The organism is Hyphococcus sp., assembly GCF_041986965.1.
In the GTDB taxonomy this organism is placed as follows: Bacteria; Pseudomonadota; Alphaproteobacteria; order Caulobacterales; family Parvularculaceae; genus Hyphococcus.
This window is the reverse complement of the sequence record NZ_JBHIXB010000001.1, coordinates 733984-759734: the sequence shown is the minus strand read 5'-3', so window position 1 is coordinate 759734 and position 25751 is coordinate 733984. Positions and strand designations below refer to the sequence as shown.

Annotated in this window: 29 protein-coding genes; 14 read left to right on the top strand and 15 right to left on the bottom strand. The window is 60.3% G+C overall.

Going from position 1 to position 25751, the window contains the following annotated elements:
* Nucleotides 1-41 precede the first annotated feature (41 nt).
* A complete protein-coding gene (locus tag ACFC5L_RS03790) occupies nucleotides 42-761 on the bottom strand; it encodes a uroporphyrinogen-III synthase (protein ID WP_375201610.1) in 720 nt (239 codons plus the stop codon).
* Nucleotides 758-1708 carry a hydroxymethylbilane synthase gene (gene hemC / locus ACFC5L_RS03785; protein ID WP_375201611.1) on the bottom strand — a complete coding sequence of 317 codons (951 nt, stop codon included), beginning with the start codon at nucleotides 1706-1708 and terminating at the stop codon, nucleotides 758-760. The genes ACFC5L_RS03790 and hemC overlap by 4 nt, the downstream gene beginning before the upstream one ends.
* A gap of 161 nt (nucleotides 1709-1869) precedes the next feature.
* On the opposite strand from hemC, the gene tsaD reads away from it, so the two are divergent.
* On the top strand, nucleotides 1870-2946 hold the full coding sequence (gene tsaD / locus ACFC5L_RS03780) for a tRNA (adenosine(37)-N6)-threonylcarbamoyltransferase complex transferase subunit TsaD (RefSeq protein WP_375201612.1): 1077 nt from the start codon (nucleotides 1870-1872) through the stop codon (nucleotides 2944-2946).
* A 54-nt stretch (nucleotides 2947-3000) separates the two neighbouring features.
* On the opposite strand, the gene ACFC5L_RS03775 is transcribed toward tsaD, so the two are convergent.
* Together ACFC5L_RS03775 and ACFC5L_RS03770 are read right to left on the bottom strand one after the other, a co-directional pair.
* A complete protein-coding gene (locus ACFC5L_RS03775) occupies nucleotides 3001-3444 on the bottom strand; it encodes an Rrf2 family transcriptional regulator (protein ID WP_375201613.1) in 444 nt (147 codons plus the stop codon).
* Nucleotides 3445-4088: 644 nt separating this feature from the next.
* Nucleotides 4089-4721 (bottom strand): TetR/AcrR family transcriptional regulator, encoded by a 633-nt coding sequence (locus tag ACFC5L_RS03770; protein WP_375201614.1) that lies wholly within the window; start codon nucleotides 4719-4721, stop codon nucleotides 4089-4091.
* 79 nt (nucleotides 4722-4800) lie between these two features.
* On the opposite strand from ACFC5L_RS03770, the gene ACFC5L_RS03765 reads away from it, so the two are divergent.
* Nucleotides 4801-5811, top strand: a complete 1011-nt coding sequence (locus ACFC5L_RS03765; protein WP_375201615.1) for an NAD(P)H-dependent glycerol-3-phosphate dehydrogenase — start codon at nucleotides 4801-4803, stop codon at nucleotides 5809-5811.
* Nucleotides 5812-5813: 2 nt separating this feature from the next.
* Nucleotides 5814-6110: a YciI family protein gene (locus ACFC5L_RS03760; protein WP_375201616.1), complete on the top strand. Its 297-nt coding sequence runs from the start codon at nucleotides 5814-5816 to the stop codon at nucleotides 6108-6110.
* A gap of 122 nt (nucleotides 6111-6232) precedes the next feature.
* Here ACFC5L_RS03760 and ACFC5L_RS03755 read toward each other — a convergent pair whose 3' ends face one another.
* The 3 genes from ACFC5L_RS03755 to ACFC5L_RS03745 form a co-directional block, all read right to left on the bottom strand.
* On the bottom strand, nucleotides 6233-6619 hold the full coding sequence (locus ACFC5L_RS03755; RefSeq protein WP_375201617.1) for a hypothetical protein: 387 nt from the start codon (nucleotides 6617-6619) through the stop codon (nucleotides 6233-6235).
* A 107-nt stretch (nucleotides 6620-6726) separates the two neighbouring features.
* The gene (gene ppa, locus ACFC5L_RS03750; protein ID WP_375201618.1) at nucleotides 6727-7269 is read right to left on the bottom strand and encodes an inorganic diphosphatase; all 543 of its coding nucleotides are present in this window, start codon (nucleotides 7267-7269) and stop codon (nucleotides 6727-6729) included.
* Nucleotides 7270-7279: 10 nt separating this feature from the next.
* Nucleotides 7280-8503 (bottom strand): argininosuccinate synthase, encoded by a 1224-nt coding sequence (locus ACFC5L_RS03745; RefSeq protein WP_375201619.1) that lies wholly within the window; start codon nucleotides 8501-8503, stop codon nucleotides 7280-7282.
* Nucleotides 8504-8644: 141 nt separating this feature from the next.
* Here ACFC5L_RS03745 and ACFC5L_RS03740 point away from each other — a divergent pair, with 141 nt between their 5' ends.
* On the top strand, nucleotides 8645-8842 hold the full coding sequence (locus tag ACFC5L_RS03740; RefSeq protein ID WP_375201620.1) for a hypothetical protein: 198 nt from the start codon (nucleotides 8645-8647) through the stop codon (nucleotides 8840-8842).
* 5 nt (nucleotides 8843-8847) lie between these two features.
* Nucleotides 8848-9111 carry a DUF7218 family protein gene (locus tag ACFC5L_RS03735; RefSeq protein ID WP_375201621.1) on the top strand — a complete coding sequence of 88 codons (264 nt, stop codon included), beginning with the start codon at nucleotides 8848-8850 and terminating at the stop codon, nucleotides 9109-9111.
* A 61-nt stretch (nucleotides 9112-9172) separates the two neighbouring features.
* Here the strand turns inward: ACFC5L_RS03735 and ACFC5L_RS03730 are convergent, their stop codons facing one another.
* Nucleotides 9173-9580: a hypothetical protein gene (locus tag ACFC5L_RS03730; protein ID WP_375201622.1), complete on the bottom strand. Its 408-nt coding sequence runs from the start codon at nucleotides 9578-9580 to the stop codon at nucleotides 9173-9175.
* 208 nt (nucleotides 9581-9788) lie between these two features.
* Here ACFC5L_RS03730 and ACFC5L_RS03725 point away from each other — a divergent pair, with 208 nt between their 5' ends.
* On the top strand, nucleotides 9789-10826 hold the full coding sequence (locus ACFC5L_RS03725; RefSeq protein ID WP_375201623.1) for a GIN domain-containing protein: 1038 nt from the start codon (nucleotides 9789-9791) through the stop codon (nucleotides 10824-10826).
* A 352-nt stretch (nucleotides 10827-11178) separates the two neighbouring features.
* The gene (locus tag ACFC5L_RS03720) at nucleotides 11179-11658 is read left to right on the top strand and encodes a response regulator (RefSeq protein ID WP_375201624.1); all 480 of its coding nucleotides are present in this window, start codon (nucleotides 11179-11181) and stop codon (nucleotides 11656-11658) included.
* A gap of 20 nt (nucleotides 11659-11678) precedes the next feature.
* On the opposite strand, the gene ACFC5L_RS03715 is transcribed toward ACFC5L_RS03720, so the two are convergent.
* On the bottom strand, nucleotides 11679-12983 hold the full coding sequence (locus ACFC5L_RS03715; protein ID WP_375201625.1) for an amidohydrolase: 1305 nt from the start codon (nucleotides 12981-12983) through the stop codon (nucleotides 11679-11681).
* Between the two features lie 73 nt (nucleotides 12984-13056).
* Nucleotides 13057-14196: a fatty acid desaturase gene (locus ACFC5L_RS03710; protein ID WP_375201626.1), complete on the bottom strand. Its 1140-nt coding sequence runs from the start codon at nucleotides 14194-14196 to the stop codon at nucleotides 13057-13059.
* Nucleotides 14197-14361: 165 nt separating this feature from the next.
* On the opposite strand from ACFC5L_RS03710, the gene ACFC5L_RS03705 reads away from it, so the two are divergent.
* Together ACFC5L_RS03705 and ACFC5L_RS03700 are read left to right on the top strand one after the other, a co-directional pair.
* Entirely contained in the window at nucleotides 14362-14622 is a 261-nt protein-coding gene (locus ACFC5L_RS03705) for a hypothetical protein (RefSeq protein ID WP_375201627.1), read from the top strand.
* A complete protein-coding gene (locus ACFC5L_RS03700) occupies nucleotides 14619-15107 on the top strand; it encodes a hypothetical protein (RefSeq protein ID WP_375201628.1) in 489 nt (162 codons plus the stop codon). Before ACFC5L_RS03705 ends, ACFC5L_RS03700 begins: the two co-directional genes overlap by 4 nt.
* Here ACFC5L_RS03700 and ACFC5L_RS03695 read toward each other — a convergent pair.
* Nucleotides 15104-15925 (bottom strand): dienelactone hydrolase family protein, encoded by an 822-nt coding sequence (locus ACFC5L_RS03695; RefSeq protein ID WP_375201629.1) that lies wholly within the window; start codon nucleotides 15923-15925, stop codon nucleotides 15104-15106. The genes ACFC5L_RS03700 and ACFC5L_RS03695 overlap by 4 nt on opposite strands.
* Nucleotides 15926-16051: 126 nt before the next feature.
* On the opposite strand from ACFC5L_RS03695, the gene ACFC5L_RS03690 reads away from it, so the two are divergent.
* From ACFC5L_RS03690 to ACFC5L_RS03680, 3 genes are read left to right on the top strand one after another with little or no spacing between them, the layout of a single operon-like run.
* A complete protein-coding gene (locus tag ACFC5L_RS03690; protein WP_375201630.1) occupies nucleotides 16052-16462 on the top strand; it encodes a winged helix-turn-helix transcriptional regulator in 411 nt (136 codons plus the stop codon).
* Between the two features lie 43 nt (nucleotides 16463-16505).
* Entirely contained in the window at nucleotides 16506-16949 is a 444-nt protein-coding gene (locus ACFC5L_RS03685) for an ABA4-like family protein (protein ID WP_375201631.1), read from the top strand.
* Between the two features lie 28 nt (nucleotides 16950-16977).
* Complete coding sequence (locus ACFC5L_RS03680; RefSeq protein WP_375201632.1) at nucleotides 16978-17988, top strand: methyltransferase; 1011 nt, start codon at nucleotides 16978-16980, stop codon at nucleotides 17986-17988.
* Nucleotides 17989-18122: 134 nt separating this feature from the next.
* Here ACFC5L_RS03680 and ACFC5L_RS03675 read toward each other — a convergent pair whose 3' ends face one another.
* Nucleotides 18123-19568 (bottom strand): catalase, encoded by a 1446-nt coding sequence (locus tag ACFC5L_RS03675; RefSeq protein WP_375201633.1) that lies wholly within the window; start codon nucleotides 19566-19568, stop codon nucleotides 18123-18125.
* A 231-nt stretch (nucleotides 19569-19799) separates the two neighbouring features.
* Between ACFC5L_RS03675 and ACFC5L_RS03670 the strand changes: the two genes are divergently transcribed.
* Nucleotides 19800-21449 carry a SulP family inorganic anion transporter gene (locus tag ACFC5L_RS03670; RefSeq protein WP_375201634.1) on the top strand — a complete coding sequence of 550 codons (1650 nt, stop codon included), beginning with the start codon at nucleotides 19800-19802 and terminating at the stop codon, nucleotides 21447-21449.
* A gap of 11 nt (nucleotides 21450-21460) precedes the next feature.
* Here the strand turns inward: ACFC5L_RS03670 and ACFC5L_RS03665 are convergent, their stop codons facing one another.
* From ACFC5L_RS03665 to ACFC5L_RS03655, 3 genes are all read right to left on the bottom strand, one after another.
* On the bottom strand, nucleotides 21461-22081 hold the full coding sequence (locus tag ACFC5L_RS03665; protein ID WP_375201635.1) for a hypothetical protein: 621 nt from the start codon (nucleotides 22079-22081) through the stop codon (nucleotides 21461-21463).
* A gap of 148 nt (nucleotides 22082-22229) precedes the next feature.
* Nucleotides 22230-22805: a hypothetical protein gene (locus ACFC5L_RS03660; protein WP_375201636.1), complete on the bottom strand. Its 576-nt coding sequence runs from the start codon at nucleotides 22803-22805 to the stop codon at nucleotides 22230-22232.
* A gap of 157 nt (nucleotides 22806-22962) precedes the next feature.
* Complete coding sequence (locus ACFC5L_RS03655) at nucleotides 22963-24594, bottom strand: pentapeptide repeat-containing protein (RefSeq protein ID WP_375201637.1); 1632 nt, start codon at nucleotides 24592-24594, stop codon at nucleotides 22963-22965.
* A 563-nt stretch (nucleotides 24595-25157) separates the two neighbouring features.
* On the opposite strand from ACFC5L_RS03655, the gene ACFC5L_RS03650 reads away from it, so the two are divergent.
* Nucleotides 25158-25715 carry a hypothetical protein gene (locus tag ACFC5L_RS03650; protein ID WP_375201638.1) on the top strand — a complete coding sequence of 186 codons (558 nt, stop codon included), beginning with the start codon at nucleotides 25158-25160 and terminating at the stop codon, nucleotides 25713-25715.
* Nucleotides 25716-25751 lie beyond the last annotated feature (36 nt).

Sequence of the window (25751 nt, the reverse complement as noted above, 5' to 3'; positions counted from 1 at the left end):
AATTGAGCGCGCTTTCTAGATAAGGCCCGCTTTGGCGGCGCTCAAGCGCGGTCGCCCTCGCCAATAATCGTTTCGAGCATGCTTTCCGCCGTCCGGTCGCAGGCTACCACAATCCCGCCCCAGGCAACGGCCGCCGCCGCCTCCGCCACCGCCGCGCTGAGACAGGCGGCGCGCATCTCCGGCAGCCGCGAAGCAAGCCCCGCCTTTTCGGCCAGCGCGAGAAACAACCTCACCGTGCGCGGTGAGAAGAAGGTGACCCAGAGGCCGGACTCCGTGCGAAGGCTCGCTTCAGCCTGCGCCGAAAGGGCGCTTGCGGCCTCCGCGCGATAGAGCGTTTGACGCCGCGCGGCGATCCCGCGCGCGGTGAGCGCCGTCACCAGATCCCCGGCCCGGTCGGCGCCGGCGACGTGCAAAAGGACTTTCCCGACCAGTGCGTTTTCGGAAGCGATATGACCCGCGAGCGCCTCAACATCGCCGCCCGCCAGGCTGACATACTCAAAGCCCGCGGCTTTCGCAGCCTCCCCCGTCACCGGCCCGACGGCGAATACCGGCAAAGACCTTTGAGGCGAATTCGCCGCAAAGGCGCGCACGCCATTGGCCGAGGTAAAAGCGATTGCGCCGACATCGGCGAGGTCGATATCGGCCTTTTCGATCTCGATGCGCATTACCGGGGAGAGAATGGGATCGAGCCCATGAGAACGGCAGGCGTCAGCAAATTCCGACGCGTCAGGCTCGGCGCGGGTGATGAGGACGCGCGTCACACCGCAAGCCTTTTGAAAAAATCGGGACCCGCCTTTTCCCTCAACTCCATCGCGGCCTCGGCGCCGGCCTGCGCGGCAACGAAGGCGCAACCTTCCGTATACGGAAGGCGCCGCTCCGCCGTAAAACGCTCCTTGCCGTCGAGCGACAAGAGCTCACCGCGAAACCGGACCTCTCCCTCCTGCACGATCGCAAGGCCCCCGATCGGCGTGCGGCAGGAACCATCGAGCCCCGTTAAAAAGGCCCGCTCCATAATAACGCAAACGCTCGTTTCCTCGCAGTTGAAAGAGGCTGCAATGGCGCGGGCCTCGTTGTCGTCTTCGCGCGTCTGGACGCAGAGCGCGCCTTGACCCACCGCCGGCAGCATTTCGTCAGTCGCCATGATTGCCGTCGCGTGCCCTTCAAGGTCGAGCCGGTTGAGCCCCGCAAGGGCGAGAAAGGTGGCGTCGGCCTCCCCCCGCTCAAGCTTGTCGAGGCGGGTGCCCACATTGCCGCGCAAGGCGACGATGTCGATATCCGGCCGGTTGGCCAGCAATTGCGCGGCCCGCCGGACCGAGGCCGTGCCGACCTTCGCCCCCTGCGGCAGATCCCAGGGGGTTTTCGCCACATAAGAGATGAAGACGTCTCGCGGATCTTCGCGCGCCGGGATCGCCGCCGTAACAAGCCCCGGCGGACTTTCAGCCGGCATATCCTTCATGGAGTGAACGGCGAAACGCGCAGCGCCCGATAGCAGCGCCTCCTCGATTTCCTTGGTGAAAAGCCCCTTGCCCCCTACATCTGCGAGCGAGCCCTGAAGATTGCGGTCGCCGGAGGAGACATATTCCTGAAGCGGCGCGGCTTCAGGCGAAATTCCCGCGGCCTTCGCGATCATCGCCTGCACCTGCCGCGCCTGGGCCAGGGCAAGCGGCGAGCGGCGGCTGGCGATGGCGAAAGTCTTGTCGTTGCTCACTCGTTTCGCTTTCGCAAATGTGGCGGGCGGCAAATTCTGCGCGGGGCCTTGCGCCGCAACAAGCTTTGCTGTCCATGCGGGGGTTCCTTCCCCGGGGCTTATCCTTGGGGCTTAACGCAGTCCTCCAGCGGGAAGCAAGAAGACAGACTGATGCGGATGCGATGTTAGTTCTGGGTCTAGAGACGAGTTGCGATGACACCGCCGCCGCCATTGTGCGGCGCGACGATGACGGCGCGTGCCGCATTCTCTCCAACGAGGTCTGGGCGCAGCATGAAGACCACGCCGCCTTTGGCGGCGTCGTGCCGGAGATCGCCGCGCGATCCCATGTGGAGCGTCTCGACGGAACCATCGAGCGAGCCGTCGCCAAAGCAGGCATCAGCTTCGCCGATCTCGATGCGGTGGCGGCGACCGCGGGACCCGGCCTTGTCGGCGGGGTGATGGTCGGCCTCACCACCGCCAAGGCCGTCGCCATGGCGCACGGGCTGCGGCTCGTTCCGGTGAACCACCTTGAAGGCCACGCGCTCTCCGCAAGGATGACCGAAGACGCGCCCTTCCCCTATCTCCTCTTGCTCATCTCCGGCGGCCATACCCAGCTGATCCGGGTGACCGGCGTTGGCAAGTATGACCGGCTCGGCACCACCATCGACGACGCCGCCGGGGAAAGTTTCGACAAGACCGCCAAGCTGTTGGGGCTCGGCGCGCCCGGCGGTCCCAAGGTGGAATCGGCGGCGGTGGGCGGTAGGGCCGACCGGTTCGACCTGCCCCGGCCGCTCTTGAAACATGAAGGCTGCGACTTTTCTTTTTCCGGGCTCAAGACCGCCGTGCGCGAGGCGGCGACAGGGCTGGAAAACCCGACCGGTCAGGATCTCGCCGATCTCGCGGCCTCGTTTCAGGAAGCCGCCGCCCGCCATCTCGCCCACAGGACGGAAAAGGCCATGGCCATGATGCCGGAGGCGGGCCGCCTGGTGGTCGCCGGGGGCGTCGCGGCCAACTGCGCCATCAAAAAAATGCTGCAGCAATTGTGCGCAGCAAATTCATGGGGCTTGATCGCCCCGCCGCCAAAATATTGCACGGATAATGGGGCGATGATCGCCTGGGCGGGGGCCGAAAGGCTCGCCGCCGGTCTTGCGGCGCAACAGGACGAAGCTATGGCCATGGCGCCGCGGGCGCGCTGGCCCCTGGCTGATCCCGGCGAGGGCAAGCGCTTCGGCTCCGGCCGAAAGGGGCCAAAGGCCTGATTTCACTTACTTTGCTGCAGATAATTGCTGCAACATGAAGCGCAGCAGAACGGATTATGCTGCGCTTTTTGCTGCAGCAACGCCTGCAGCAATTTCCTTGACGAATTGCTTCAGGGTGACGCCTTCAAGCGAGGCGAGAAAAGCCGCTTCCGCTGCATCGCCCACAGCGGTTAGCGCCGGGGTGATATTGCAGCCCACCGGACAGGCCGGGTCCGGCGCCGCGCGCGGCAAGGGAAAGAGGCCCGGCGCTTCGACAGCCCGGTAAATATCGGCGAGCGTGATTTTCTTCGGCCCCTTGGCAAGGCGGGCGCCGCCGCCTTTGCCAAGATCGGATTGGGTCAGACCGGACTTCGCCAGCACGCCAAGAAGGCGGCGAACGACCGCCGGATTGGTGCCGAGGCTTTTGGCGAGCGCCTCCGACGTCTGCGGTCCGTCGCGGTGACGGGCCAGCAGGCTCATGATGTGGGCGGCGGCGGCGAAACGGGTCGATCCGGGCATGGCGCTCTCCCAGCTGGCTTGCCGCAAGCCTTAGCTGAAAGCGTTGAAATTGTGTAACGCACACAGTTTCATTTTAGCTGGACGGCGAAATCCCGAATTTTTTTGCAAAAAAATAGCGCGGAAGCCGGGGCAGGCTTCCGCGCCAGGGGTGCTGCTTCTAAGGGAGGGTGCGTCCTTAAGGGGATGGGGACGGAAGCAGCAGGGTCTCGGGTTTATCCTTAGCCAGTGATGACGCCGCGGGTGGCGTAATCAGCGACATTGAACAGGATCGCGCCAAGGGCGCCGGTAAGGGTCAGGGTGACGGCCGCTTGAACGGCGAAATTGCGAAATGTGCTCATCGGGTTTCTCTTTTCTTTGTCAGTTCGTTTCTTGATCTTGGCGCCGCGGTGGCGCGTCGGTCTTTTCTGGTTTTAACGCCGCAGGGGCGCATTTCCGGCGGCGATTTCACCGTCGGCAGGCGGGAGATATGCGCCCTATGAAGATTTGTCAATGAACGAAATCATAAATATTCATTGTTTAATCGTAATTTTTTCTAAATAGGTCATTAGGGCCATATATTTCAATGGTTTAAGAGCGACTTCGGATAGCCTGGGGACACTCTCATTAATAATTCAGGGCTATTTATTGAAGCAATCCGCTTCTAATCACGCCTGTTTGCGCTTCTCAAGGGCTGCGCGCTTGGCTGCGCGATAGGCGAAACCATCAAGAATGAGGTCGACTACGCCATTCAGTTCCGCCGCGAGCTCGTCAAAGTCGCCTTCGTGGAAGACCGCCGGGCTGGTGAAGCGATAGCCGGCGTCCTGCAGGATCTTGGCGGTCTCCGCGGCGTTTTCCACAGCGAAGACGCCCGCCGCGTCTCCCTCTATGAGAATCTCGGCGAGCACGCGGCCCTCCGCATTCTCCCACTCGATCCCGACCTTGGGCCGGGACGTCAGAAGCTCGCTGGAGAGCTCATAGGCCTTTGGCTTGTCATGAAAGCGTTCATAGGCGAGCTGAAACTTTCGGAGGAAAAATGATCTCAGCTTTTCCGCCGGGCTTAACGCCCCGTCATCGGCGACGGCGCGGAGCCGCGCCACCTGCTCGCGCCGGAGCACGCGCACGAACATTTCCGCGATGTCGAGCTTGGACGGGAAGTAGCGATAGAGATTGCCCGTGGACATGTTGCAGTCCTGGGCGATCTCCGACATGGTCGTCTTTCCATAGCCATAATGCAGGAATCGCCGGCTTGCGGCGTCGAGGATCTGCTTTGCGGTGTCGTCGAGATTTTCGATAGGCATTGGGGCCCGCATGTTTATGTTGAAATCTTTATAAACCGTTCAGTCGTCATTCGGCAATGAAGCAAGTGAATCGCCTCTTATGAATTCCGGCGCTCCTTTCCAATCGGTCGGCGTTATCGGCGGCGGCGCCTGGGGAACGGCGCTGGCATCGCTCTGCGCCGCCAACGGCGTTGCGACGACCCTGTGGGCGCGGGAAGACGCGGTCATACGCGCCATCAATGAGCGTCACGAGAACACCGAATTTCTGTCGGGCGTTCCCCTGCCCGGGAGCCTCAAAGCCGCGCAATCACTGGGTATGGCCGCGAGTTCAGAGGCCATACTTTTCGTGGTGCCGGCCCAGTTCGCCCGTCCCGTCTTCGCCGACCTCAGAGAAGCGACCCAGGCAAAGCCGGTACCGGTAGCGCTTTGCTCAAAAGGCATTGAGCAGTCCACGGGCATGATGATGACCGAGGTTTTGAGCGCGGTATGGCCGGAGGCTGAGCCCGCCGTTTTGTCCGGGCCGAGCTTTGCGCGCGACGTCGCCATGGGACTGCCCACCGCCGTGACGCTCGCCGCCGGCGACCCGGAGCTTGGCGCGCGCTGGATGGCGACAATCGGGGGGCCCCATTTCAGGCCCTATCTTTCCGACGACCTCACCGGCGCAGAATTGGGCGGCGCCGTAAAGAATGTGCTCGCGATCGCCGCGGGCGTAGTCGTGGGCCGCGGTCTTGGCGAAAGCGCCCGGGCGGCGCTCATCGCTCGCGGCTTCGCGGAGTTTCAACGCCTCGGCGTGGCGCTGGGCGCCAAGAAAGAGACCATGGCCGGGCTGTCAGGCCTTGGCGACCTCATCCTGACCGCCTCCTCGCCGCAATCGCGCAACATGTCGCTCGGGATTGAGCTCGGGAAAGGCCGAACACTCGACGAGATCCTCAGCGAGCGGAATACGGTGAGCGAAGGCGTCGCCACCGCCGGCGCCATTCACGCCCTCGCCGAAAAGGCCGGCGTCGAGGCGCCGGTCTGCGAAGCGGTGGCCGCCCTCGTCTCCGGCGCCAAGTCTGTCGACGAGATCATCGCCGCCCTGATGGCGCGGCCATTAAGATCGGAAACGTAACGATGCCCCAATTTGTTTTGTTATGCCGGGACAAGCCGGACTCCCTCGCCTTGCGCATGGAGACACGGCCCGCACATCTCGAATATTTTCAAACTTATGGAAATAAGCTCCATCTCGCCGGTCCGATGCTCGACGGCAAGGGCGACCCGATTGGCTCTTTGCTGATTATAGAGGCCGCCGATGAGGGGGAAGCGCGCGCCATCGCCGCCGAGGATCCCTACAACAAGGCGGGGCTCTTCGCCGATGTGGGCGTCATCCCGTTCAAGACGGTGATCGAGAATTTTTCGAGCCTTAAGTGAGGGAATTCACGTCAGGGCGTGGCGAAAATAGCGGTTTCCGAGGACCGGAGCGGAATGTGCAAAACGGCACCTGAGCACCGGAAGCGCAGGAAATCGCTATTTGCAGCCCGCGATGGCGTGAATTAGCGGCGGCGCTTGTAGGAGCGGCAGCTCGCCTCATAGGGCCGGCCGGAAAGGCGCGCATTCCAGCCCGCCGTCCAGGCGTCGCCGGCGTCGACCCCGCCCCGGGCCCGGCACTGCTGAAAGCCTGTGCGGTATTCGGGCGAAAGCACATCAGTCTGAGACGCCAGGGAAAAGGCCGCGTCATAGCACTCGCAAACCAGATCCTGCCCGGCGGAGGCCATGATGGTCGGGGTGGGCGCGCTCGGAGAATAGCTCACTTCCGTCGCCGCCGGCGCGGTTTCCACGCCGGAGCCCGAGCTGAAGGAGGTGTTCATCACCGCGTAGAGGGCGACGCCCAGCACAACAAGCGCCAGAACGCCCCCAAAAATGGCTTCAATATTACGCATCTCCACCCCTCGCTCTCGCCGCCCCTCGCCCCAGCGTCCTTGGACCGGGGCGAATGTCCTGTTCGGACGGGACAGATGCTACCCCAAAAGGCGTGGTTAAAAAAGGGTTAAGGCTTGCCCGTGCGGGCCTGTTCGGCCTTGAGGCCTTCCATGATCAGCCTTTCGGCCTCCTCTGCGCCGCGCCAGCCGACGATCTTCACCCATTTGTCGAGCTCAAGGTCTTTATAGTGGGCGAAGAAGTGGCTGATCCGCTCGATCATGATGTCGGGCAAATCCTCATAGGTCTTGATCTTGGCGTAATAGCGGGTCAGGCGTTCCGACGGGACGGCGAGGATTTTCTCGTCCATGCCCGCCTCATCTTCCATCAACAAAACGCCCACCGGCCGGCCGGCGACCACCGCGCCTGGCACCAGCGGCCGGTTGCCCATCACCATAACATCCACCGGGTCGCCGTCATCGGCGAGGGTTTGGGGAATGAAGCCGTAATTGCAGGGGTAGCGCGTCGACGTATAGAGGAACCGGTCGACGAACATGGCGCCGGAGGCCTTGTCGATTTCATATTTGATCGGCTCGCCGCCAAGCGGAACCTCGATCACGACATTGATGTCCTTGGGCGGGTTCACGCCGGGGGTGATTTTTGAAAGATCCATCTTACTCTTTTTACTCTGCGTTCTTGTTACGGCGCGCTAGGAGCTTAAGCCGCAATGCGTTCAGTTTTATGAAACCCTCGGCGTCTTTCTGGTCATAGACCATGTCTTCTTCGAAGGTGACATGCGCTTCGGAGTAAATCGTTTTTGGCGACGCCCGGCCGATGACATTCGCCGAGCCTTTATAAAGCTTCACCTTCACGGTTCCCGCGACCTGTTCCTGGCTCTTGTCGATCGCCGCCTGAAGCATTTCGCGCTCCGGCGAGAACCAGAAGCCGTTATAGATCAGCTCCGCATAGCGCGGCATCAATTCGTCTTTGAGATGGCCTGCGCCGCGATCGAGGGTGATCTGTTCGATGCCGCGATGGGCGGCGAGCAGGATCGTCCCGCCCGGCGTTTCATAGATGCCGCGCGACTTCATGCCGACGAAACGGTTCTCGACGAGATCGAGGCGGCCAATGCCGTGCTTGTGACCATACTCATTGAGCTTGGCGAGAAGCGTCGCCGGAGAATAGGGCTTGCCGTCAATGGAGATGGCGTCGCCGCGGTCGAACCCGATCTCGATCACTTCCGCCTCGTCGGGCGCATCTTCAGGATCAACCGTGCGCTGGAAAACATAGGAAGGCGCCGGCTCGGCCGGGTCTTCGAGCACCTTGCCTTCCGACGAAGTGTGCAGGAGGTTGGCGTCCACCGAGAACGGCGCCTCGCCGCGCTTGTCTTTTGGAATTTCGATCTGATGTTTTTCCGCCCAGTCGATGAGCTTTTCGCGTGAGTTCAGATTCCATTCGCGCCATGGCGCGATGACGCGGATGTCGGGGTTCAACGCATAGGCGTTCAGTTCGAACCGCACCTGGTCGTTGCCCTTGCCGGTCGCCCCATGGGCGATGGCGTCGGCGCCGGTCGCTTCAGCGATTTCCACGAGGCGCTTGGCGATCAAGGGCCGCGCAATCGACGTGCCGAGAAGATAGAGCCCTTCATAGACGGCGTTCGCCCGGAACATGGGAAACACGAACTCGCGCACAAATTCCTCGCGCAGGTCCTCAATGTAGATTTCCTTGACGCCGGCGCGCTCAGCCTTGCGGCGGGCCGGCTCCAGCTCCTCGCCCTGACCGAGATCAGCCGTAAATGTCACGACCTCGCAATTATACTCTACCTGCAGCCATTTCAGGATCACTGAAGTGTCGAGACCGCCGGAATAAGCGAGCACCACTTTTTTCACGTCTTTTTTTTCGGTCATGGGCTTCCCCGTTCGAGATTGCGCGGGCGCTATACCGCACCTGCGAAGGAAGCGCCAGCCGCGATTGCGGAACAGGCGCCGCAGCGTCCGTGTTCGCCTCACAATGCATCGACCGCACGCACCAGCCAAAAGGAGAACGTCATGGCCCGCCCCAAGACCCGTCAGGAAGCGCTCGAAGAGAAGGAATATCTGGGTGAGCCGGGAACGCCCGCCCATGGCGGGACAGCAGGCGGCGACCTTCAGGAAAAGAAAGGCAAGCTCGACGAAATGAAGCGCGCCAAAGAACGCCCGGCCGGCGTCACACGCGTGCGCAAGAGCGACGAAAAAGAAAAGGAGTAAACGACATGGAGAAAAATCACGGGCCCAGCATCAAGGATGATGAGACCTATCAGGCGTTGCGCGACGATGGCGCGAGCAAGGAAAAAGCCGCGCGCATCGCCAATGCGCAGGCAAACGAGTCTCAACACCCCGCGGAAAAAGGCGGCGCAGCCAAACCCTATGAAGAGTGGAAGAAAGACGATCTTTACGATCGTGCAAAAGAAATCGGAATCAAAGGCCGCTCTAACATGACCAAAAAGGAACTGATCAGCGCGTTGCGCAATCATTAAATGAAAACGGCGCCGCTGCCGGCGCCGCTCTTTTGTTGTCATTGCATTCCATTGCGTTCAATCAGCCGCGAATATAAATCTTCCGGCCTTCGGCGTAGCGGTAATACATGCGCATCCGGCGATCATATTTCAGCGGCGGGCGCGCTTCATGGCGGCCCCAGGCGTAACCGCGTCCGCGATAATCGGCGCGGCGCAGCTCCCGCCTGTCGGGCTGATAATAAAAGGCGCGGATCGGACAGACGGTCACCGCCGCGTCCCGGCGGTTTTCGCGGCGGTCATAACGATCTTCGCGACGATCGCGGCGGCCATGGTCTACGCGCCGGTCACGGCGATCCTCAATACGGTCATAGCGGTCTTCGACAAGATCTGGACAGGCGCGCGGATTGAACTTCCATTCTCCTGCAAAAGCCTGCGTCCCGAAAAGAACGAGCCCTGCCCCGGCGACGCTTGCAACAACTTTCCTCAACATGATCTCTACTCCAACTCCCTGAGACGTAAGAGCCCCAAGCCCGAGCAGTCTCATGACAGTGAAACGTGAGGCTGAACCGCCGCCGTCGGCGGGAGTGAAGGTCTTTCCGGGGTCTTTTCATGGCGAAAACAGGGCGGGTTTGCCCCGCGCCCGCCGGGCAGATAGACTTCTCCGCGACGGGCGGCTTAACCCAATGAGGGGGAAAACAATGCGTATCTTGCTTTTCACGGCGGCGTTCTGCGCGCCTTTTTTCGCGGTAGCCGCGGCGGAAACATCGACCCATCAAAGCATCAAGGAAATCGACGTCGAGAACTTCTTCGGCACAGTGAAGATTGAAACGGTGAGCGGCGACGCCGTCAGCCTCGAGCGCATCGACGGCAAGGATGCAGACTATCCGGTTCATGTGACGACGCGCGACGGGGTCCTCATGATCTCGAGCGATGAAGACCCGGACGACATCCGCTGGCAGGACGACGTCAAATGGCGCAAACACCATGATGACGCCTTCCGGGTTTTCCTTGAAGATTATCCGACGCTAACCTTGCGCATTCCCGTCGGCGCCGCGCTTGATTTCGACAGCGCCGTCATCATGCTGTCCGCCGACGACACGCGCGGCGCGCTGTCGATCCGTGAGGGCCATGTTATCGGCGTTGTCGGCGACCTCGCCTCGGCGGATATTTCCATTCATGGCTCCGGCGATTTGAAAGCCGGCGACGTCGAAGGCGATTTCCGGACGGCGATCTACGGCTCCGGCGACCTGACCGCAAAATCCGCCGGGACTCTTACCGCGAAAATTCACGGCTCCGGCGATATTGTTATTGGCGATATTGGCGGGCCCGCCTCGCTCGACATTCACGGATCCGGCGACATTATGCTCGGCCGCATCGACGGCGCGCTTGATCTTTCCATTCGGGGCAGCGGCGATGTGGAGGCGGGCGATGTCGAAGACGGCGCCATGATCTCCATTCACGGCTCCGGCGACGTGGAGCTTGCAAGCCTTCGCGGCAAGGGCGGCGCGGAAATCAACGGCAGCGGCGACATCGAGATCGATGGCGGGCGCGTCGAAAACCTGATGGTCGAGATTCGCGGCTCCGGCGGGTTCGATTTTGACGGCGTCGCCGTCAATCCGACCATCTATGCCGGCCATAGTGGATCGGTTCACATCGCCCGGCATGAAGGCGACATCCGCGCGCGCGGCGACGGCGATATCGAAATCAGCGGCGTCCACTATGGCGATGACGACTGACGCCTGAAGGCCCTTTTTCAATCCATCAACCCCGCAGCATGCAAGCCCGCTGCGGGGTTTTAGCCGCCAAAGGCCAATGCATTTTTTACGATGCTGAGAATGATTTTTGCCGGCTGCCGGGACGCCGGTTAACCGAACGGGAACAGCGGGCGCCGGGCGCAAGGCTCCGTTTCCGCCCCAAACCAAGGCGCCGCGGCGAAACTTTCCGAAGCGCCCGGAATACGATGGCGGCGAAAACGCGCGACAGCGTTAACGCCCCTTCTATAATTTTCAAAAAACCTTTGCCGCCTTTTTAGGCTCCGGGAGGCAACAGTGTCGCGGCCGCCAGCCATGCCAGCTAGGGGAATACCGGATGTCCGACGTCAATATTCCAGCCGCTGACCACCCACAAGAAGAAGCGCCGAAAGCGCCGACCATTCTCATCGCCGAAGACAATGACGTGAACCTGAAGGTTCTCGAGCATTATCTGGCGAACTTTGAATGCCGCTCCATCGTCGCCAAAAACGGCAAGGACGCCGTCAAGCTGTTCCACAGAAATGACGTGGACCTAGTGCTGATGGACATCATGATGCCCGTCATGGACGGGCTCGAAGCCACGCGAAAAATCCGTTCCTTCGAAAAGAAGCGCGGCGAGAAACAAACTCCCATTCTCGCCATTACCGCGCATATTAGACCCGCCGACCAGCATGTCTGCATCGACGCCGGGATGAACGATTATCTTTCAAAGCCTTTGAAGAAAGGCGACCTGACCCATCGCATGAAGATCTGGGCGCCGCATCTTCACGAAGCCCCACCCAAACAGGCCCCGCCCAAACAGGCGGCGCCCGCGTAAGCCTTACGCAGGACGCTTCATTATTCCTCCTTAAAAAGCGCAATCGCCGACAGGGTCATCGCCTCCACCGCCGACTTGATTGCGGGTTCAGGCTCGATGATGAAAAACGGCGAATGGTGCGACGGCGCATCGTCAACTTCCTTTTCCGGCGTGCCGCCAACACTGAAATAAACGCCTTTGACGCCAAGTTCCGGCGTGACGAAATAGGCGAAATCCTCAGCGCCCATACCCTGACGCGGCTCTTCAAAGAGGGCGTCTTCGCCCATTCCTTCAGTGATCGCGGCGCGGACAAGCTGCGCCGTCGCGCTGTCATTGATGGTCGGCGGCGTCGTTTCCGTCTTTGAACGGATCACTTCCGGCATCAGCTTTTTCGGCACGCCAAGAGAAATGGCGACGCCTTCTGCGACCCGGTCGATGCCGTCCAGCAATTGTTCGCGCACCTCATGATCGTCGGAGCGCACAGTGAGCTGCATATGCACTTCGTCGCCGATGATGTTGTGTTTCGTTCCACCATGGATCGAGCCCACGGTGATGACGCCGGCGTCGAGCGGCGCGATGGTGCGCGAGACGACAGATTGCAGCGAGACGACGATCTGCGAAGCGACCAGCACCGGGTCGACGCCCTTATGGGGCGACGCGCCATGGGCGCCGACGCCATGCACGATAATGTCGACGCTGTCGGATGAAGACGCGTAAATGCCGAGGGGAACCTCGATCTTGCCGGCGGGGCTGCCTGCAGAAACGTGAAAGGCGAGCGCGTAATCGGGCTTCGGAAAGCGCTTGTAAAGCCCGTCCTCAATCATGTCCCGCGCGCCGGAAATGCGTTCTTCAGCCGGCTGGCCGATCAGGACGAGCGTGCCCGACCACTGATCCTTGCGCGCAGCCAACTGGCGCGCGGTCCCCACAAGACCGGTGACATGGGTGTCGTGCCCGCAGGCGTGCATCACTGGCTTGACGATCCCGTCGATATCTTCCTGCGTCGCGGTCGATTTGTAGGGAAGGTCGTTGTCTTCCTTCACCGGCAGGCCGTCCATGTCGGCGCGGATCATCACCGTCGGCCCGGCGCCGTTTTCCATCACCGCGACAACGCCTGTGCCGCCAACGCCTTCGGTCACATCATACCCAAGCGTGCGGATTTCATCGGCCAGGCGCTTGGCGGTATTGAACTCGCGATGGGAGAGCTCGGGGTTTTGGTGGAACCATTGAAACAGCGATTCCAGATTGGCGTCGTAATCGGCGGCGACGTCGCTTTTCAGATCGGATTGAGCGGCGGCTGGCGCAGATAGAGCAAGCGCAAGAGCGCTGGCGGCGATGCGAAATGTCATGAAAATGGCTCCCGTGAAGTTCCCGGGCGCCAGTTAACACCAATCCGTCGGCTTTGTCAGACCACGCGCAGAACTATGCTGCAGAAAAGCTCACCATCTGGCGGCGTTCCGTACACCACAGCGCCAGACGGGCGCAGCGGATGGAATCGCGGATGGTCATCACCGGGAGCGACAGCAAGTCTTCGCTCGCTTTGTAGCATTCCATCAGCCGGTAATTGGGAATCCGGCTCGCGAGATGGTGGATGTGGTGGAGGCCGATATTGCCGGAAAACCAGCGCAGCGGCGTCGGCAGCTTATAATGCGAGGAGCCGAAAATCGCGGCTTCAGCATAATTCCATTCCGGTTTCGCCGCCCAATAAGTGTCCTCATATTGGTGCTGAACGAAGAACAGCCAGGTTCCCGTCCAGGCCGCCACCGTCACTACGGGAAGGAAAACCAGCGCCACGGTTCCAAGCCCCAGCCACAGCGAAAGCCCGCCATAAAAAGCGACAAGCGCCAGGTTGAGCGTCGCCACCGAGCGCCAGATCTGGCGCAGCTTCATGCCGTGATAGACTTCGGCGAAAGGCATCGGACCAGCGAGCGGCAACCTTTGCAGGAGGAAAAAATAAAGCGGGGCGCCGATCACGATCATCACGACGGGATGGCGGTAGACGCGGTAGATAATCCGCTTTGCAGGACTTAAAGCGCGATATTCCTCAACGGTCAGCGTGTCGACGCCGCCGACACCGCGCCGGTCGAGATCGCCGGAGCTTGCATGGTGACGATTATGGGCGTCGCGCCAGAAACCGTAGGGCGTGAAGGTCAGGATGCTGATCAAAAAGCCGAGCGCGTGGCTGGCGCGCTTGTTCTTGAAATAGCTGCCATGGCCGCAATCATGCTGGATCGTGAAGAGCTTCACGAGGAGAAGCCCCGCGACCGGCGAGAGCAACAACGCAATCGGCCAGAACCCGGTTTTGACCAGCGCGATCAGCCCTGCGATCGACGCAAAATATAGCGTCAGGGACAATGCAGCCTGTCCGATGGAGCGGCCGAGATCGACCGTCTGGAATTTCGCGCAATGCTCAACGATCCGGCGCAGCATTTCCGCGCGCGCATTGGCGGCCCCTTGCGAGAAATTATGGGCCGCATGATCGGCGGCCTCCTGAAGCTTGGCGAAATTCCGGGAGACGGCGGCAGGCAATGTGTTTGGCATGAAACGCAGAGTACTCGTCATTTACGCCGGTTCTGTAAATCCGGCCAGCGGGTTTCCAATTCGATTTTTAAGCCCTGCTTAACCAGTTTCTCCGGCAAAGGGAAATCGCAGCGGCTCACGTCTGCGGCGCCATCCGCGTGCTAATAGGGGCTTGCAATCACATTGGTACCATGGTACCAATTCATCATGACTGAGCTCCGAAAGACCGTGACCCGCGTCCAGACCGGGGTGCGCATCGAAAAGCGCATCCTCAAGACGCTGAAAATCATCGCCGCCCACAAGGAGATGAGCCTTGGCGACCTTCTTGAAGGGATCGTTTTGCACGCCTTTGAAGGCAAACAGCCCTTCAGCGACGAAACTTTGAAGCTGATCGCCGAGGCGAAAAAATCGGCCGGGCTCGACCTGACCGCTCATGACAGCCACCTTCTCGATGAGGCCGCGCCATGACCGTCCCTCTCGTCGCCGTTGAAAAACCCTATCGCCGCAAGCGCACCGCCAGTTTTGACATTGCCGCCAGACCGGACGCCGTCTTCGCCATGATGTGCCCGGTGCGCGAATATGAGTGGGAGCCGGGCTGGCTGACCAATCTCATCCTTTCTGAATCGGGGCTGGCCGAAGAGGACTGCATCTTCACGACGCCTGCCGGCGCTTCCTTCGCCAGCGACGAAGGAAGCGCCGAAGCGATCTGGGTGACGCCGTTTTACGATCCGGAAAAGCGCCGCCTCACCATGATCAAGGTGACGCCGAAAGAATGCGTGACGCGCCTCGATATCGCTGTTGATGAAACAGACGACGGCGCGTCGGTAACAGCGAGTTACGAACACACTGCGCTCTCAGCCAAAGGCCGCATCATCGTCGATGCGCATACGGAGCAATCCTACGCCGCCCTCATGACCGGCTGGCGCGAGGCGCTAAGCGCGTCCCTCGCCTAGACGCTCAGCCGAGTCTTGAAAAATTCGAGAATTTCATCCCGCGCTGCAAGGGTCGGCGAGCCTGCTTCATCGCGCAAATGCACGGTGACAACGCTATGGGGCGTCGTGACATGGCTCTCGAAAAAGGGCGGCAGGCCATCCTCTTTCGCGGCGCTGTCAGGCAGAACACGGCCGATAAAGCGCTTGCCCAAAGCCTTTTCATAAGCCGCGAAGCGAGCCGCCTGGCAGAATTTGTCGCCTTCAAAGCGAAAGCCCATCACGGTGAGATCGTCCTTGTCGAGCCTGGCGCGCACCGCCGCCAGCTCTTCCGGCGGACTTTCGACGGCGGCGGGATCGTCCATGGGCAAGGAGGGCTGCGCGAGGACCGGCGCCAGCATGGCCGGCTCGAGCATCATCGACAGGGCGAAATTACCGGTGAAACACATGCCGACGGCGCCGACGCCCGGGCCGCCGCATTCCTGATGCGCGAGGCGGGCGAGCGCACGCAGCCACTGCGTCACCGGGCTTGACCCGTTTCCGGCGAAAGCGTGAAACTCCGCACTCACGCAGGCCCGCCGAAAGACCGCCGCCCCTTCATCCGCAGACGGAACAACGCCGTCACGGCCAAACAATGACGGCATGTAGACCGTGAACCCCGCCTCGCGAACCCAGCGGGCGAAACGCGCCACATGAGGGCTGATCCCCGGCATCTCGGTCATGACGATGACCGCAGGGCCGGTTCCGCTCACCAACACCTGCTTTTCCACATCTTCAAGCGTGATCGCGCGCCGATCGAAATCGTCGAGCGGATCGTCTTGCAAAAGACTTTGTGCGGTCATGGGGCCCTCCTGATACCGAATTTGGAACTCAGGGTGTTTTGCGCTAGCTAATACCGGATGTCAAACTCAGCTTCGCCAGACGCCTCCATCCGCCGCCGGGCGCTTGTCCCCAAGGAAGCCTGCCCCATGGCCATGGCCGCTGAAATTCTCGGCGACCGCTGGACGCTGCTCATTCTCCGGGAGGCGTTTTACGGGGTGCAGCGCTATGACGACATGCGCGCCGATCTGGGGGCGCCGCGCTCCATGCTGACGGACAGACTGGCCAAGCTGGTGGAGATGGGGCTTTTGGAGCGCCGGCCTTATCGCGAACCCGGCAAGCGCACCCGCGAGGCCTATGCCTTGAGCGATGCCGGGCGCGGCCTCGCTCTCACCCTGATGGCCCTCACCCAGTGGGGCGAGACTTATGTCCTGAAAGGCCCGGCGCCGGTCGAGATCATCGACCGCAAAACCGGCAAGCCTTTGCGCGTAGCGCTGGTCGACGAAAAGGGCCGTCCCGCGAAACTCGAAAACGCCGTGCTGGCGCCGAAAGCGCCTTAACGGCATCATTGCTTCCCAACGATAAAACAAACGGGAGAAAGCTATGGACTGGGCCGACGCCTATCTGCTGATCAATGCGCTGGTCGTTCCCGGCTGGGCGCTGCTCATTTTCCTGCCGCGCTCCAAACTCACCGCCGGTGTCGTTCATTCGATGCTTTATCCGGCGATGATGGGCGCCATTTATGTGGCGGCGCTCGGCGCGGGAATCTTTCTCGGCCAGTCAGCAGACGGCGCCGGCTTTTCCTCCATCGACGGGGTCGCCGCGATCTTCGATCACCCGAACGGCATCATCATCGGCTGGACGCATTATCTCGTCTTCGACCTTTTTGTGGGCGCCTGGATCGGACGTGATGCGATCCGCAGCAAACTCCCGCATCTGGCGGTCATCCCCTGCCTGTTGGGGACCTTCATGTTCGGGCCTGTCGGCCTTCTCGGATATCTTTTGCTACGGTTCTCGTTGCGCAAAAAATTCTCGCTGCAGGAATAATGGGCGAAAAGAAAAAGGGGACGCACTCATGACCAAAACGCTTGGCGCACTGCTGGACGATTTCAACGATTTTCACGCCTGGCTCGCTCATTCGCAGGCCTCCATCTGGGTGCTGAACGCGGTCTCGCGCTCGCAGCTGCTCGATCATCTGGGCGATGAACCGACGCCCATGGAGGAGCTTGCGGCGCGCGCCGGCATGAAGACGGACATGCTGCGCCGCGTGATGAATTTCCTCGCCTCGCAGGAAGTCATCGAGATCGACAGCAAAGACCGCGTCAGCCACACGGCGCGCTCACGCGCCTTTCAGGCGCGGCAGGAAGTGGTGCGCTGGCTCAATGTGAATTTCCCGCCGGGCCTGAAGCTCGATCAGGCCATGAAGACCGGCGTCTCCTCTTTCGAGCAGCATTACGATAAACCGATCTTCGATTATCTGAGCGACCGGCCTGCGCTCGCGGATGAATTCGGCAAGCTGATGTCGAGCATCACGAACGCCTTTGAAACCTTCATTTTCAGCCAGCACCAGTTCAAGCCCTTTACCCGCGCAGTTGACATTGGCGGCAGTCACGGGCGGCTAATGACGCGCCTCCTGACCGAATACCCTTCAGCGACGGGCGTCATCTTCGACCTTCCGGGCACGGCGGCGCAGGCGAAAGAAAACCTCGCCGCCTCGCCGCTGAAAGACCGCATCGACATTGTCGGCGGCGACTTTTTCAAAGCGGTGCCAGAAGGCGGCGATCTCTATTTGATGAAACAGATTCTCCATGACTGGGGCGATGAGGAATGCGTCGCCATCCTGAAGAACATCCGCGCGGCGATTGCGAGCGGCGGCCGCCTCGCCATCATCGACTTTCTGCTGCCCGAAAAACCCTCGCCGCATCCGGGCTATGCGCTCGACATCAATATGATGAACCTTTTGACCGGCGGGCGCGAGCGCCGTCTTTCAGAATTCGAGGACATGCTGTCAGCGGCCGGCTTCAAGCTCGACCGCGTCACCGAGAACCCGCGCGGGCAGAGCCTCTTTGAAGCCGTCCCTGTCTGATGAAGGCTGCGCCCTAGGGCGTCCACCGCCCTGCCGTCGCCGCCACCGTCGGGGGAGAGGGAAAGGCGAAAACAGGCAGGACGGCGGACATGGTTGCGGCGGCGGCAAGGAGAGCGGCGCCGCCGCCGGAGGGATTAAGCGTCCAGCGCGGCGCGAACACCGGCGGCGTAGTCGGGGTGAACCTGCGCAAAGAGTGCGAGCTGCCGCTCGACAATTGCGTCCGGAACCCCCTGCATCGCCTCGGCGATGTTCGAATAGAGCCGCTGTTTCTGCGCATCGTCGAACAGGTTGAAGAGCGCACGGGGTTGCGAGACATCGTCATTGCCTTCGCGGTGATCATAACGATCGGCGTCACCCGAAATCTTCAACGGCGGCTCTGCGAAGCTTTTGTCTTCGCGCGGCGCGCCGTCGACGGAGTTCGGTTCATAATAAGCGTCCGCATTACCCGTTTGCTGGCCCTTGAAGTTCATCACGCCGTCCTTGTGATAGTGATGGACAGGGCAGCGCGGCTGATTGACCGGCAGGCTCTCATAATGCGTGCCAAGGCGGTAACGATGCGCATCGGCATATGAGAAGATCCGCACCTGCAACATCTTGTCCGGAGAGAAACCGACACCCGGCACGACATTGGACGGGCTGAACGCCGCATTCTCGATTTCCGAGAAATAATTTTCCGGGTTGCGGTTCAGCTCCATCACGCCGACATCGATCAGCGGATAGTCGCCATGGGGCCAGACTTTCGTCAGATCGAAGGGATTGAACGGCGCCGCTTCAGCTTGCGCCTCGGTCATCACCTGGATTTTCAGATCCCATTTCGGATGGAAGCCGCTTTCGATGGCGCCGAAAAGCGCCTCCTGATAGGCCTCGCGGGTCTTGCCGATTTTCACCGACGCTTCGTCATTAGTGTAGTGGTCATGGCCCTGACGGGTCTTGAAGTGATATTTCACATAGACCCGCTCGCCCGCTTCATTGACCATGGAATAGGTGTGCGAGCCATAGCCGTTCATATGCATCGGCGTCGTCGGGATGCCGCGATCGGACATCAGGATCGTCACCTGATGCAGCGACTCCGGCGACAATGACCAGAAATCCCACATGGCGGTCGCGCTTCTGAGATTGGTTTTCGGATGACGCTTCTGGGTGTGAATGAAATCCGGAAACTTATAGGCGTCGCGCACGAAAAAGACCGGCGTGTTGTTGCCGACCAGATCCCAGTTGCCTTCGTCCGTGTAAAATTTCAGCGCAAAGCCGCGGACGTCTCTTTCCGTGTCCGCTGCGCCCATCTCGCCGGCGACAGTGGAAAAACGCGCGAGCATCGGCGTTTCCTTGCCGACCTTCGAAAAGATGTCGGCGCGCGTGTATTTCGTAATGTCGTGGGTGACCGTGAAGGTCCCGAACGCGCCCCAACCCTTGGCGTGAACCACACGCTCCGGAATACGCTCGCGATTTTGATGGGCGAGTTTTTCGAGAAGCTGATAATCCTCCACCAGCAAGGGCCCGCGCGCGCCCGCCGTCTTTGAATTCTGGTTGTCCGCAATCGGCGCACCCGCCGTGGTCGTCAGTCTCGAATCCGTCGCCATGATCTTTCTCTCCGTTTCTCCAGCTCGAAAAGAGCGGGGGTTGAGGAAGACATGGCGCTGGGCGATTTATAGATCAAACAGATAATTTAAATCAGAAACATTGGCTTTTTCGATTCAAGTTACGGCGTGCGTCGCCGCTCAGGGTCGGCAAGAACGATGTTGCATCGCAGCATGAATGGTCTATGGAGGGCCTCGCCTTCCTTTTCCCGCGCCCTGCACAAGGTCCCCCCCGTGACGAAAACAACCTTCGCCGCGTTCGCCGAACGCTTGACCTTTGCCGACTGGACGACGTCCGATCTCAGCAAGTTCACCCCGGCTCTCCTGAAAACCGAAATCCTGTCCGGGCTTACGGTGGCGCTGGCGCTGGTGCCTGAAGCGGTCGCCTTTGCTTTTGTTGCGGGCGTGCATCCGCTGGTGGGTCTTTATGCGGCGTTTATCGTCGGCCTGATCACCGCGCTGATCGGCGGCCGGCCGGGCATGATTTCCGGCGCCACCGGCGCCCTTGCTGTCGTGATGGTGGCGCTGGTCGCCGACCATGGCGTTGAATATCTGTTCGCGACCGTCGTCCTCATGGGCGTATTGCAGATCCTGGCGGGACTGTTTCGCCTTGGAAAGTTTATCCGCCTGGTGCCGCATCCGGTGATGCTCGGTTTCGTCAACGGGCTCGCCATCGTGATCTTCCTCGCCCAGCTCAGCCAGTTTCAGATTCCGGGCAGCGCCGCAGCGAACGCCGGCGAAGGTCACGCCATGGGCGTCACCGGCGAATGGATGACCGGCGCGCCCTTGTTCATCATGCTGGCGCTGACGGCGCTGACCATGGCCGTTATTTGGGCGACGCCGAAACTCACCAAGGCGATCCCGGCGCCGCTGGCCGGCATCGCGCTGACCACCGCCATCGTCATCGGGCTCGGGCTTGAGGCGCCGCGTGTCGGCGATCTCGCCTCCATCAAGGGCGGCCTGCCGGCGCTTCACCTGCCGCTCGTGCCGCTTAATTTTGAAACGCTGGAAATTATCTTTCCCTATGCGCTGATCCTCGCCGCCATCGGCCTGATTGAAAGCCTGCTGACCCTGAACCTCGTCGGAGAAATCACCCATCAGCGCGGCGGCGCCTCGCGCGAATGCGTGGCGCAAGGAACGGCCAATCTGGTCACCGGATTTTTCGGCGGCATGGGCGGCTGCGCCATGATCGGCCAGTCCATGATCAATGTGAAATCGGGCGGGCGCACGCGCCTCGCGGGCGTGGCGGCGGCGCTGTTCCTGCTCGCTTTTATCCTGTTCGCGTCAAAGCTGATCGAACAGATCCCGCTCGCCGCCCTTGTCGGCGTCATGTTCATGGTGGTGATCGGCACTTTCGCCTGGCAGTCCTTGCGGATCATGCGGCGCATCCCGCTCACCGACGCCTTTGTCATCGTCCTCGTCACCGCCGTGACCGTCATGCACGACCTTGCCGTCGCCGTGGTGGTCGGCGTCATCGTTTCGGCGCTCGCCTATGCCTGGAACAACGCCAAACGCATTCACGCCGTCACCCGCGAGAGCCACACTGAGGCGGGCGCCAAGGTCTATGAGATCGAGGGGCCGTTATTCTTCGGCTCCACAGACGGTTTTGCGGAATTGTTCACGCCCGACAAGGACCCGAATGTGGTCATCGTCGACTTCATGCGCTCACGCGTCGTCGATCAGTCGGCGCTGCAGGCGATTGAGGATCTGGCGAACAAATATGAAGCGCGCGGCAAGACCATCCGCCTGCGTCACCTGACCCGCGACTGCCACAAGCTGCTCAATCACGCCGGGCAATTGCTGGTGGATTCAGACGACGATCCTGAATATGCGCTGGCCGTGGATTACTCAGTGCGAACGGGGATTTTCGGCGGCGGGCATTAGAGACCGCCCGCCTAAAGACACCCCTCAACATACTGGATCGCAGGGCCCCCGGCCTGGATCGTTTGAACCTTGCCTTCCTTGTCGATGACATAGCGGATGCCGCGCGCGGTCTCATCCTGCACATAATCGGGACCCGTCTGACCGGTCTTCCAGACGGTGATATATTCCGCCGGCGCCTCAACATATTTATGCGGCGTCACGATGGCCTCGCCGTCATATGCTTCCTTCACTTCTTCAGCGGATGCGCCGAGACCGAGCCCCGCATCCGTTTTCACGGCGGCGCCGCGCATCAGCTTGATCCGCGCCAGCTTTTCATTGACGAGCATGAGGAGAAACCCGTCCGGCGCGTCTTCCGGCCGGTATTCATCGCAACTTTCCGGCTCAGGCCCGCCAACCGCGTCCGGATTGGCGTCAGGACCGTAAGCCGCCGTAATCTCTTCGCGCGTCATGCCGATGCGCAGGCCTTTCCAGCCATCCGGGGTCAGCGCGTCCGACGACGCCGGCGTCGGCGCAGGGGCCGGCTGGGGCGCGAGCCGCTCCGCATCGGTTACATATTCAGCCTGTTCTTCTCTATCGCCGCCGCAGGCGGCAAGGCCAAGGGCAAGCATCGCAGCAAAAAGGGTTTGTTTCATATCAGGGGCCTCCGGTCTTTTTTATCGGGCCTGATGGAGGCAACAGCGTGGCTGCTGAAAGGTTCTCACAAGGCGAAATGCTGCGGCTTATGCTGCGCAACAAAACTTCCCTGATACTAGCTTGCATCCGACAAAATCGGACAAAAGGTTAGGAGCCGGCCGTCACGGCCTCGGCGTCGGCCAGCTCTTTTGCGGCGGCGGCTTCAGCCTCTTCGGCGATCTCATCGAGGTCGACCGCATCGCCCGGCTCATCCGCGCCTTCGGCCTCATCCGCCGCGTCAGCAGCGTCAGCGGCGTCATCGATGAGATCCTTCACCGCTTCTTTTCCGTCGAGCTCAAGAGCGGCGACATCTTTCCTGGCGTCGTCCTGATTGGCTTTTTCGACCTCATCGGCGAGTGCGGCCTCCGCAGTCAGGAGCCCGTTCACCTTATAGGCGCCGGTGATGACCCCACCCACATCGCCCTCGGCCAGCGCTTCGGAAAAGGCTTCCTTGCTCTCGCCAAGTTCTGTCGCAACCTCGATCTGTTTGTCGAGCAGAGTCTCACGCTGTTTGATCTTGAAAAGGTCGTATCCGGATGGTTTTTCCTGAACGCCGCCGGTGACATCGACAATCAGCGCGGGCGCATCGGAGCCGCCCGCACGGGCGGGGCCCGCCGGCGCGAGGGAGGCCCGCGTCTGGCTCATCAACGCCGCAGCGATATTCGCGCTTTGAATTCCGACCATACCGGCCCCGGATAACGGTTTCAGACCGGGGTGAGCTTAGAGATTCTTGCTTTCGGCGCCCTGAACCCGTTCGGTTGGATTTTATCCAATCGGCCGATGCTCCATGCGCCCAGCCAAATCCGTCACCGTGATTTTATCGCTTTAAAAGACCTGCGGCTCAATGCAGCTGGAAATGCCGCCGGGCGCTTAGCGCTGTCAGAAACAGCATGATTACTGAAAAAAATGACTGCAGGGTCGTCACAAGCCGCACCATGAATTTGTTGAATGCCCCATTGCCGAACAAAAGCTCGCTTTCGAATGTCGAAGATCCGAGTTCGGAAACAGCCCAATGACTAAACGGGCGGAAAACCGCGCGCGCCGAAAAGTCCAGGGCCTCGAACGAAACGCTTTCAACCGGCGTCTCGTGTGAAAACAGCCCCCACCACCCGGCGTATATTTGCGCCATGATTAGCGTTACGACAATAACGGTTATCAGCGGACGCCACATGGAAGCGCCAAAGTCGCTCGTTATCTGGTACATTCTGGATAGAACATGTTCAAACCGGCCGGTCTTGTCCTGGCGACGGCGCGCCAAAAGCTCAAGGCGGTAAAGGCGTTGCTCCCCCAACTTGTCGCGGGCGTTCTCCAAAGCATGCTTTAGTGAACGCGCGCCATTTTCCAGCGCACGATAATGGAGCGGGATTCGTTTCCTGTATTCGACGAGATAGTTTCGAATAAATTCTTTTTTCTGGGCGCGCGACATGCCCCCATCTCTGTTGTCAGGACCGCGATAGGCTATCGGCGGCATATTGAAAAACCGGGAAGCAACCTCGCTCGCCGGATCGTCTTCAGCGCCGAATTGAAATGTAGCGGACTCTGCCGCACGACCGTCATCATCAGGCGATATCGACAGACCAGAAGAGTCTTGCTGGGATCGACGTTTACGTTCAGCCTCACGGCGCAATTCTTCTTCCTTCACGGCCAATGCGCGCGCCGCGCTGGCTTCCGCAATCTTGGGGCTGCGGACATTCTTGATTATCTTTCCAATTGCGGCGTTGTTATAGACAACATCATCGTTCAGCCTGACCTCGCTATAAAAAATGGCGCCGTCGAAAGCTGCGAAAGCGCCGAAATCCGCCCCGCTAAAATCGGCAAGTCTCTGAAACTGCGCATCCAGAAAACACTGTACATAGTCATCGGGAAGATCGGGCCAGGTCGCAAAGCGAAAGAGGCAGGCTTTTTCGAACGCGACGCCGCTGAACCGCACTAAATTCTCGAAAGATGCGTTTGTGAAATGAGCGTTTTCGCGGAAAGCCGAGTTGAAAAAGTTTGCAACGCCTTGGAATTTTACATCCGTGAAGTTTGCCGCCCTGTTAAACGCCACATGCCGAAAATATACAGAGTCGGCGAAGCTGGCGTTTGCAAAACCGGCGCTGGCGTTGAAAACAGCGTTGTCAAAATTTGCGCCGTTATTGAATGTCGCTTTCGAAAAATTGGCGCTCTTATTGAACACTGCACCGTTGAAATAAGGCTTCCCTTCAAAAATGACATCTCCAAAATATGCGGATTGAAAATTTGCGCCAAAAAAATCCGACCGACCGCCAAAAACAGCGTTTAGAAAATCTGCGTAGCGAAAAGTCGCGTTGGAAAAACCAACATCTGATAAGCGAGCATTCCAAAAACTGGCGCTGCCAAATTCTGTGCCGGCCCATTTATATCTTAGCGATAGCCAAGCGTGTTTCGCATGAATCGAGATTGGCGCTCCATCTTTTTCCTTGACGATAGGAATTCTAGGAACATCCTGCGCCACAATGCCTTCAAGATGCGCAACGCGCCTTGTTTCCAGCGCATCGGTCAGTTTTTGCGAGAACGCCTCCAAGGCTGCTGTACGTTCTTCCCTCGACCAATCAGCCTTACCCGTCGGTTCGCCATTGCGCCAATGAAACGGCAAATGAATGCGCGTCCACAAGGTGCCATCCGGAGCCTCGATCAGATGGTCTGCTTGATCCGCCCAATAATCCTGAAGCGTCCCGGGGCCAGACCAATTGCTCTTATGAGCCAGCCCTTCCCAGGAATAGTCTTCCTCCCACCAAGCCGCCCACCAAGCCGCTTCGCGGTCTGCCGCCGTTTCTTGCATGTTGCCCCCGACAAGAACTTTCCCCTTTTAAGTATTGCCTAGAATACTCATAAAGAAAACCGTCGGAGGAACTTGTCAGATAGAGCCCGGCAAATACATCACCTTATTACGTCTTGTCGCCGAGCCTTAGACCTTCTCAAGCTGGAATGACCTAAAACGCGCCAGTAGCGACAGGCGGATTGGAAATCCTTCCTCAGACCCTCGCCAAAAAAGCTGCGATAAGGTATTGAGAAACTATGTTCCGTCGGATGCTCACCGCCCTGGCCGCTGCAGGTTCAGCGGCTTTCGCCAGCGCCCTCGCGCAAGACCGTGAGTTCGTGCCCACCGGCCCGATCCAGCCATTGCAGAAAGGCACCACAGCGCAAACGGCGAACCCGGGGCGCACGGTAGTGACCTCCTCATCCATGGTGGGCGAAGGCGCCGGTATCGGGCGGAGTTGGGGCACGCCCATCATCTCCAATGGCCGCCGCGAGGACGAAACACTTTTCGTCAAACACCAGATGAAGTTTGTGAATCCCGACCGGCAGAAGTCGGCGACGGTGCGCATTTCCTGTTTCGCCCTTGATGGAAAACCCGCAGCACCTTCCGGCAAGGTCACCCTGTCGCCGCTCAGCGCAACCTATCATGTCTTGACGACGAGCTTCAACGAAGCCGGTGTTGGCGAGGGATGGTGTTATGTTCAGGCGTCGCTCCCGATCATAGCAACCGGTCAGGTTATCACCTTAAGTTCGCGGGCCCTTGCGCAGGACCGGTTGGAGACTTTGGAGATTCCCTATTTTGTTCTCGCCAAATAGGCCGGGCGCATAAGGCGCCGCGCTAGAGGCTGCTTT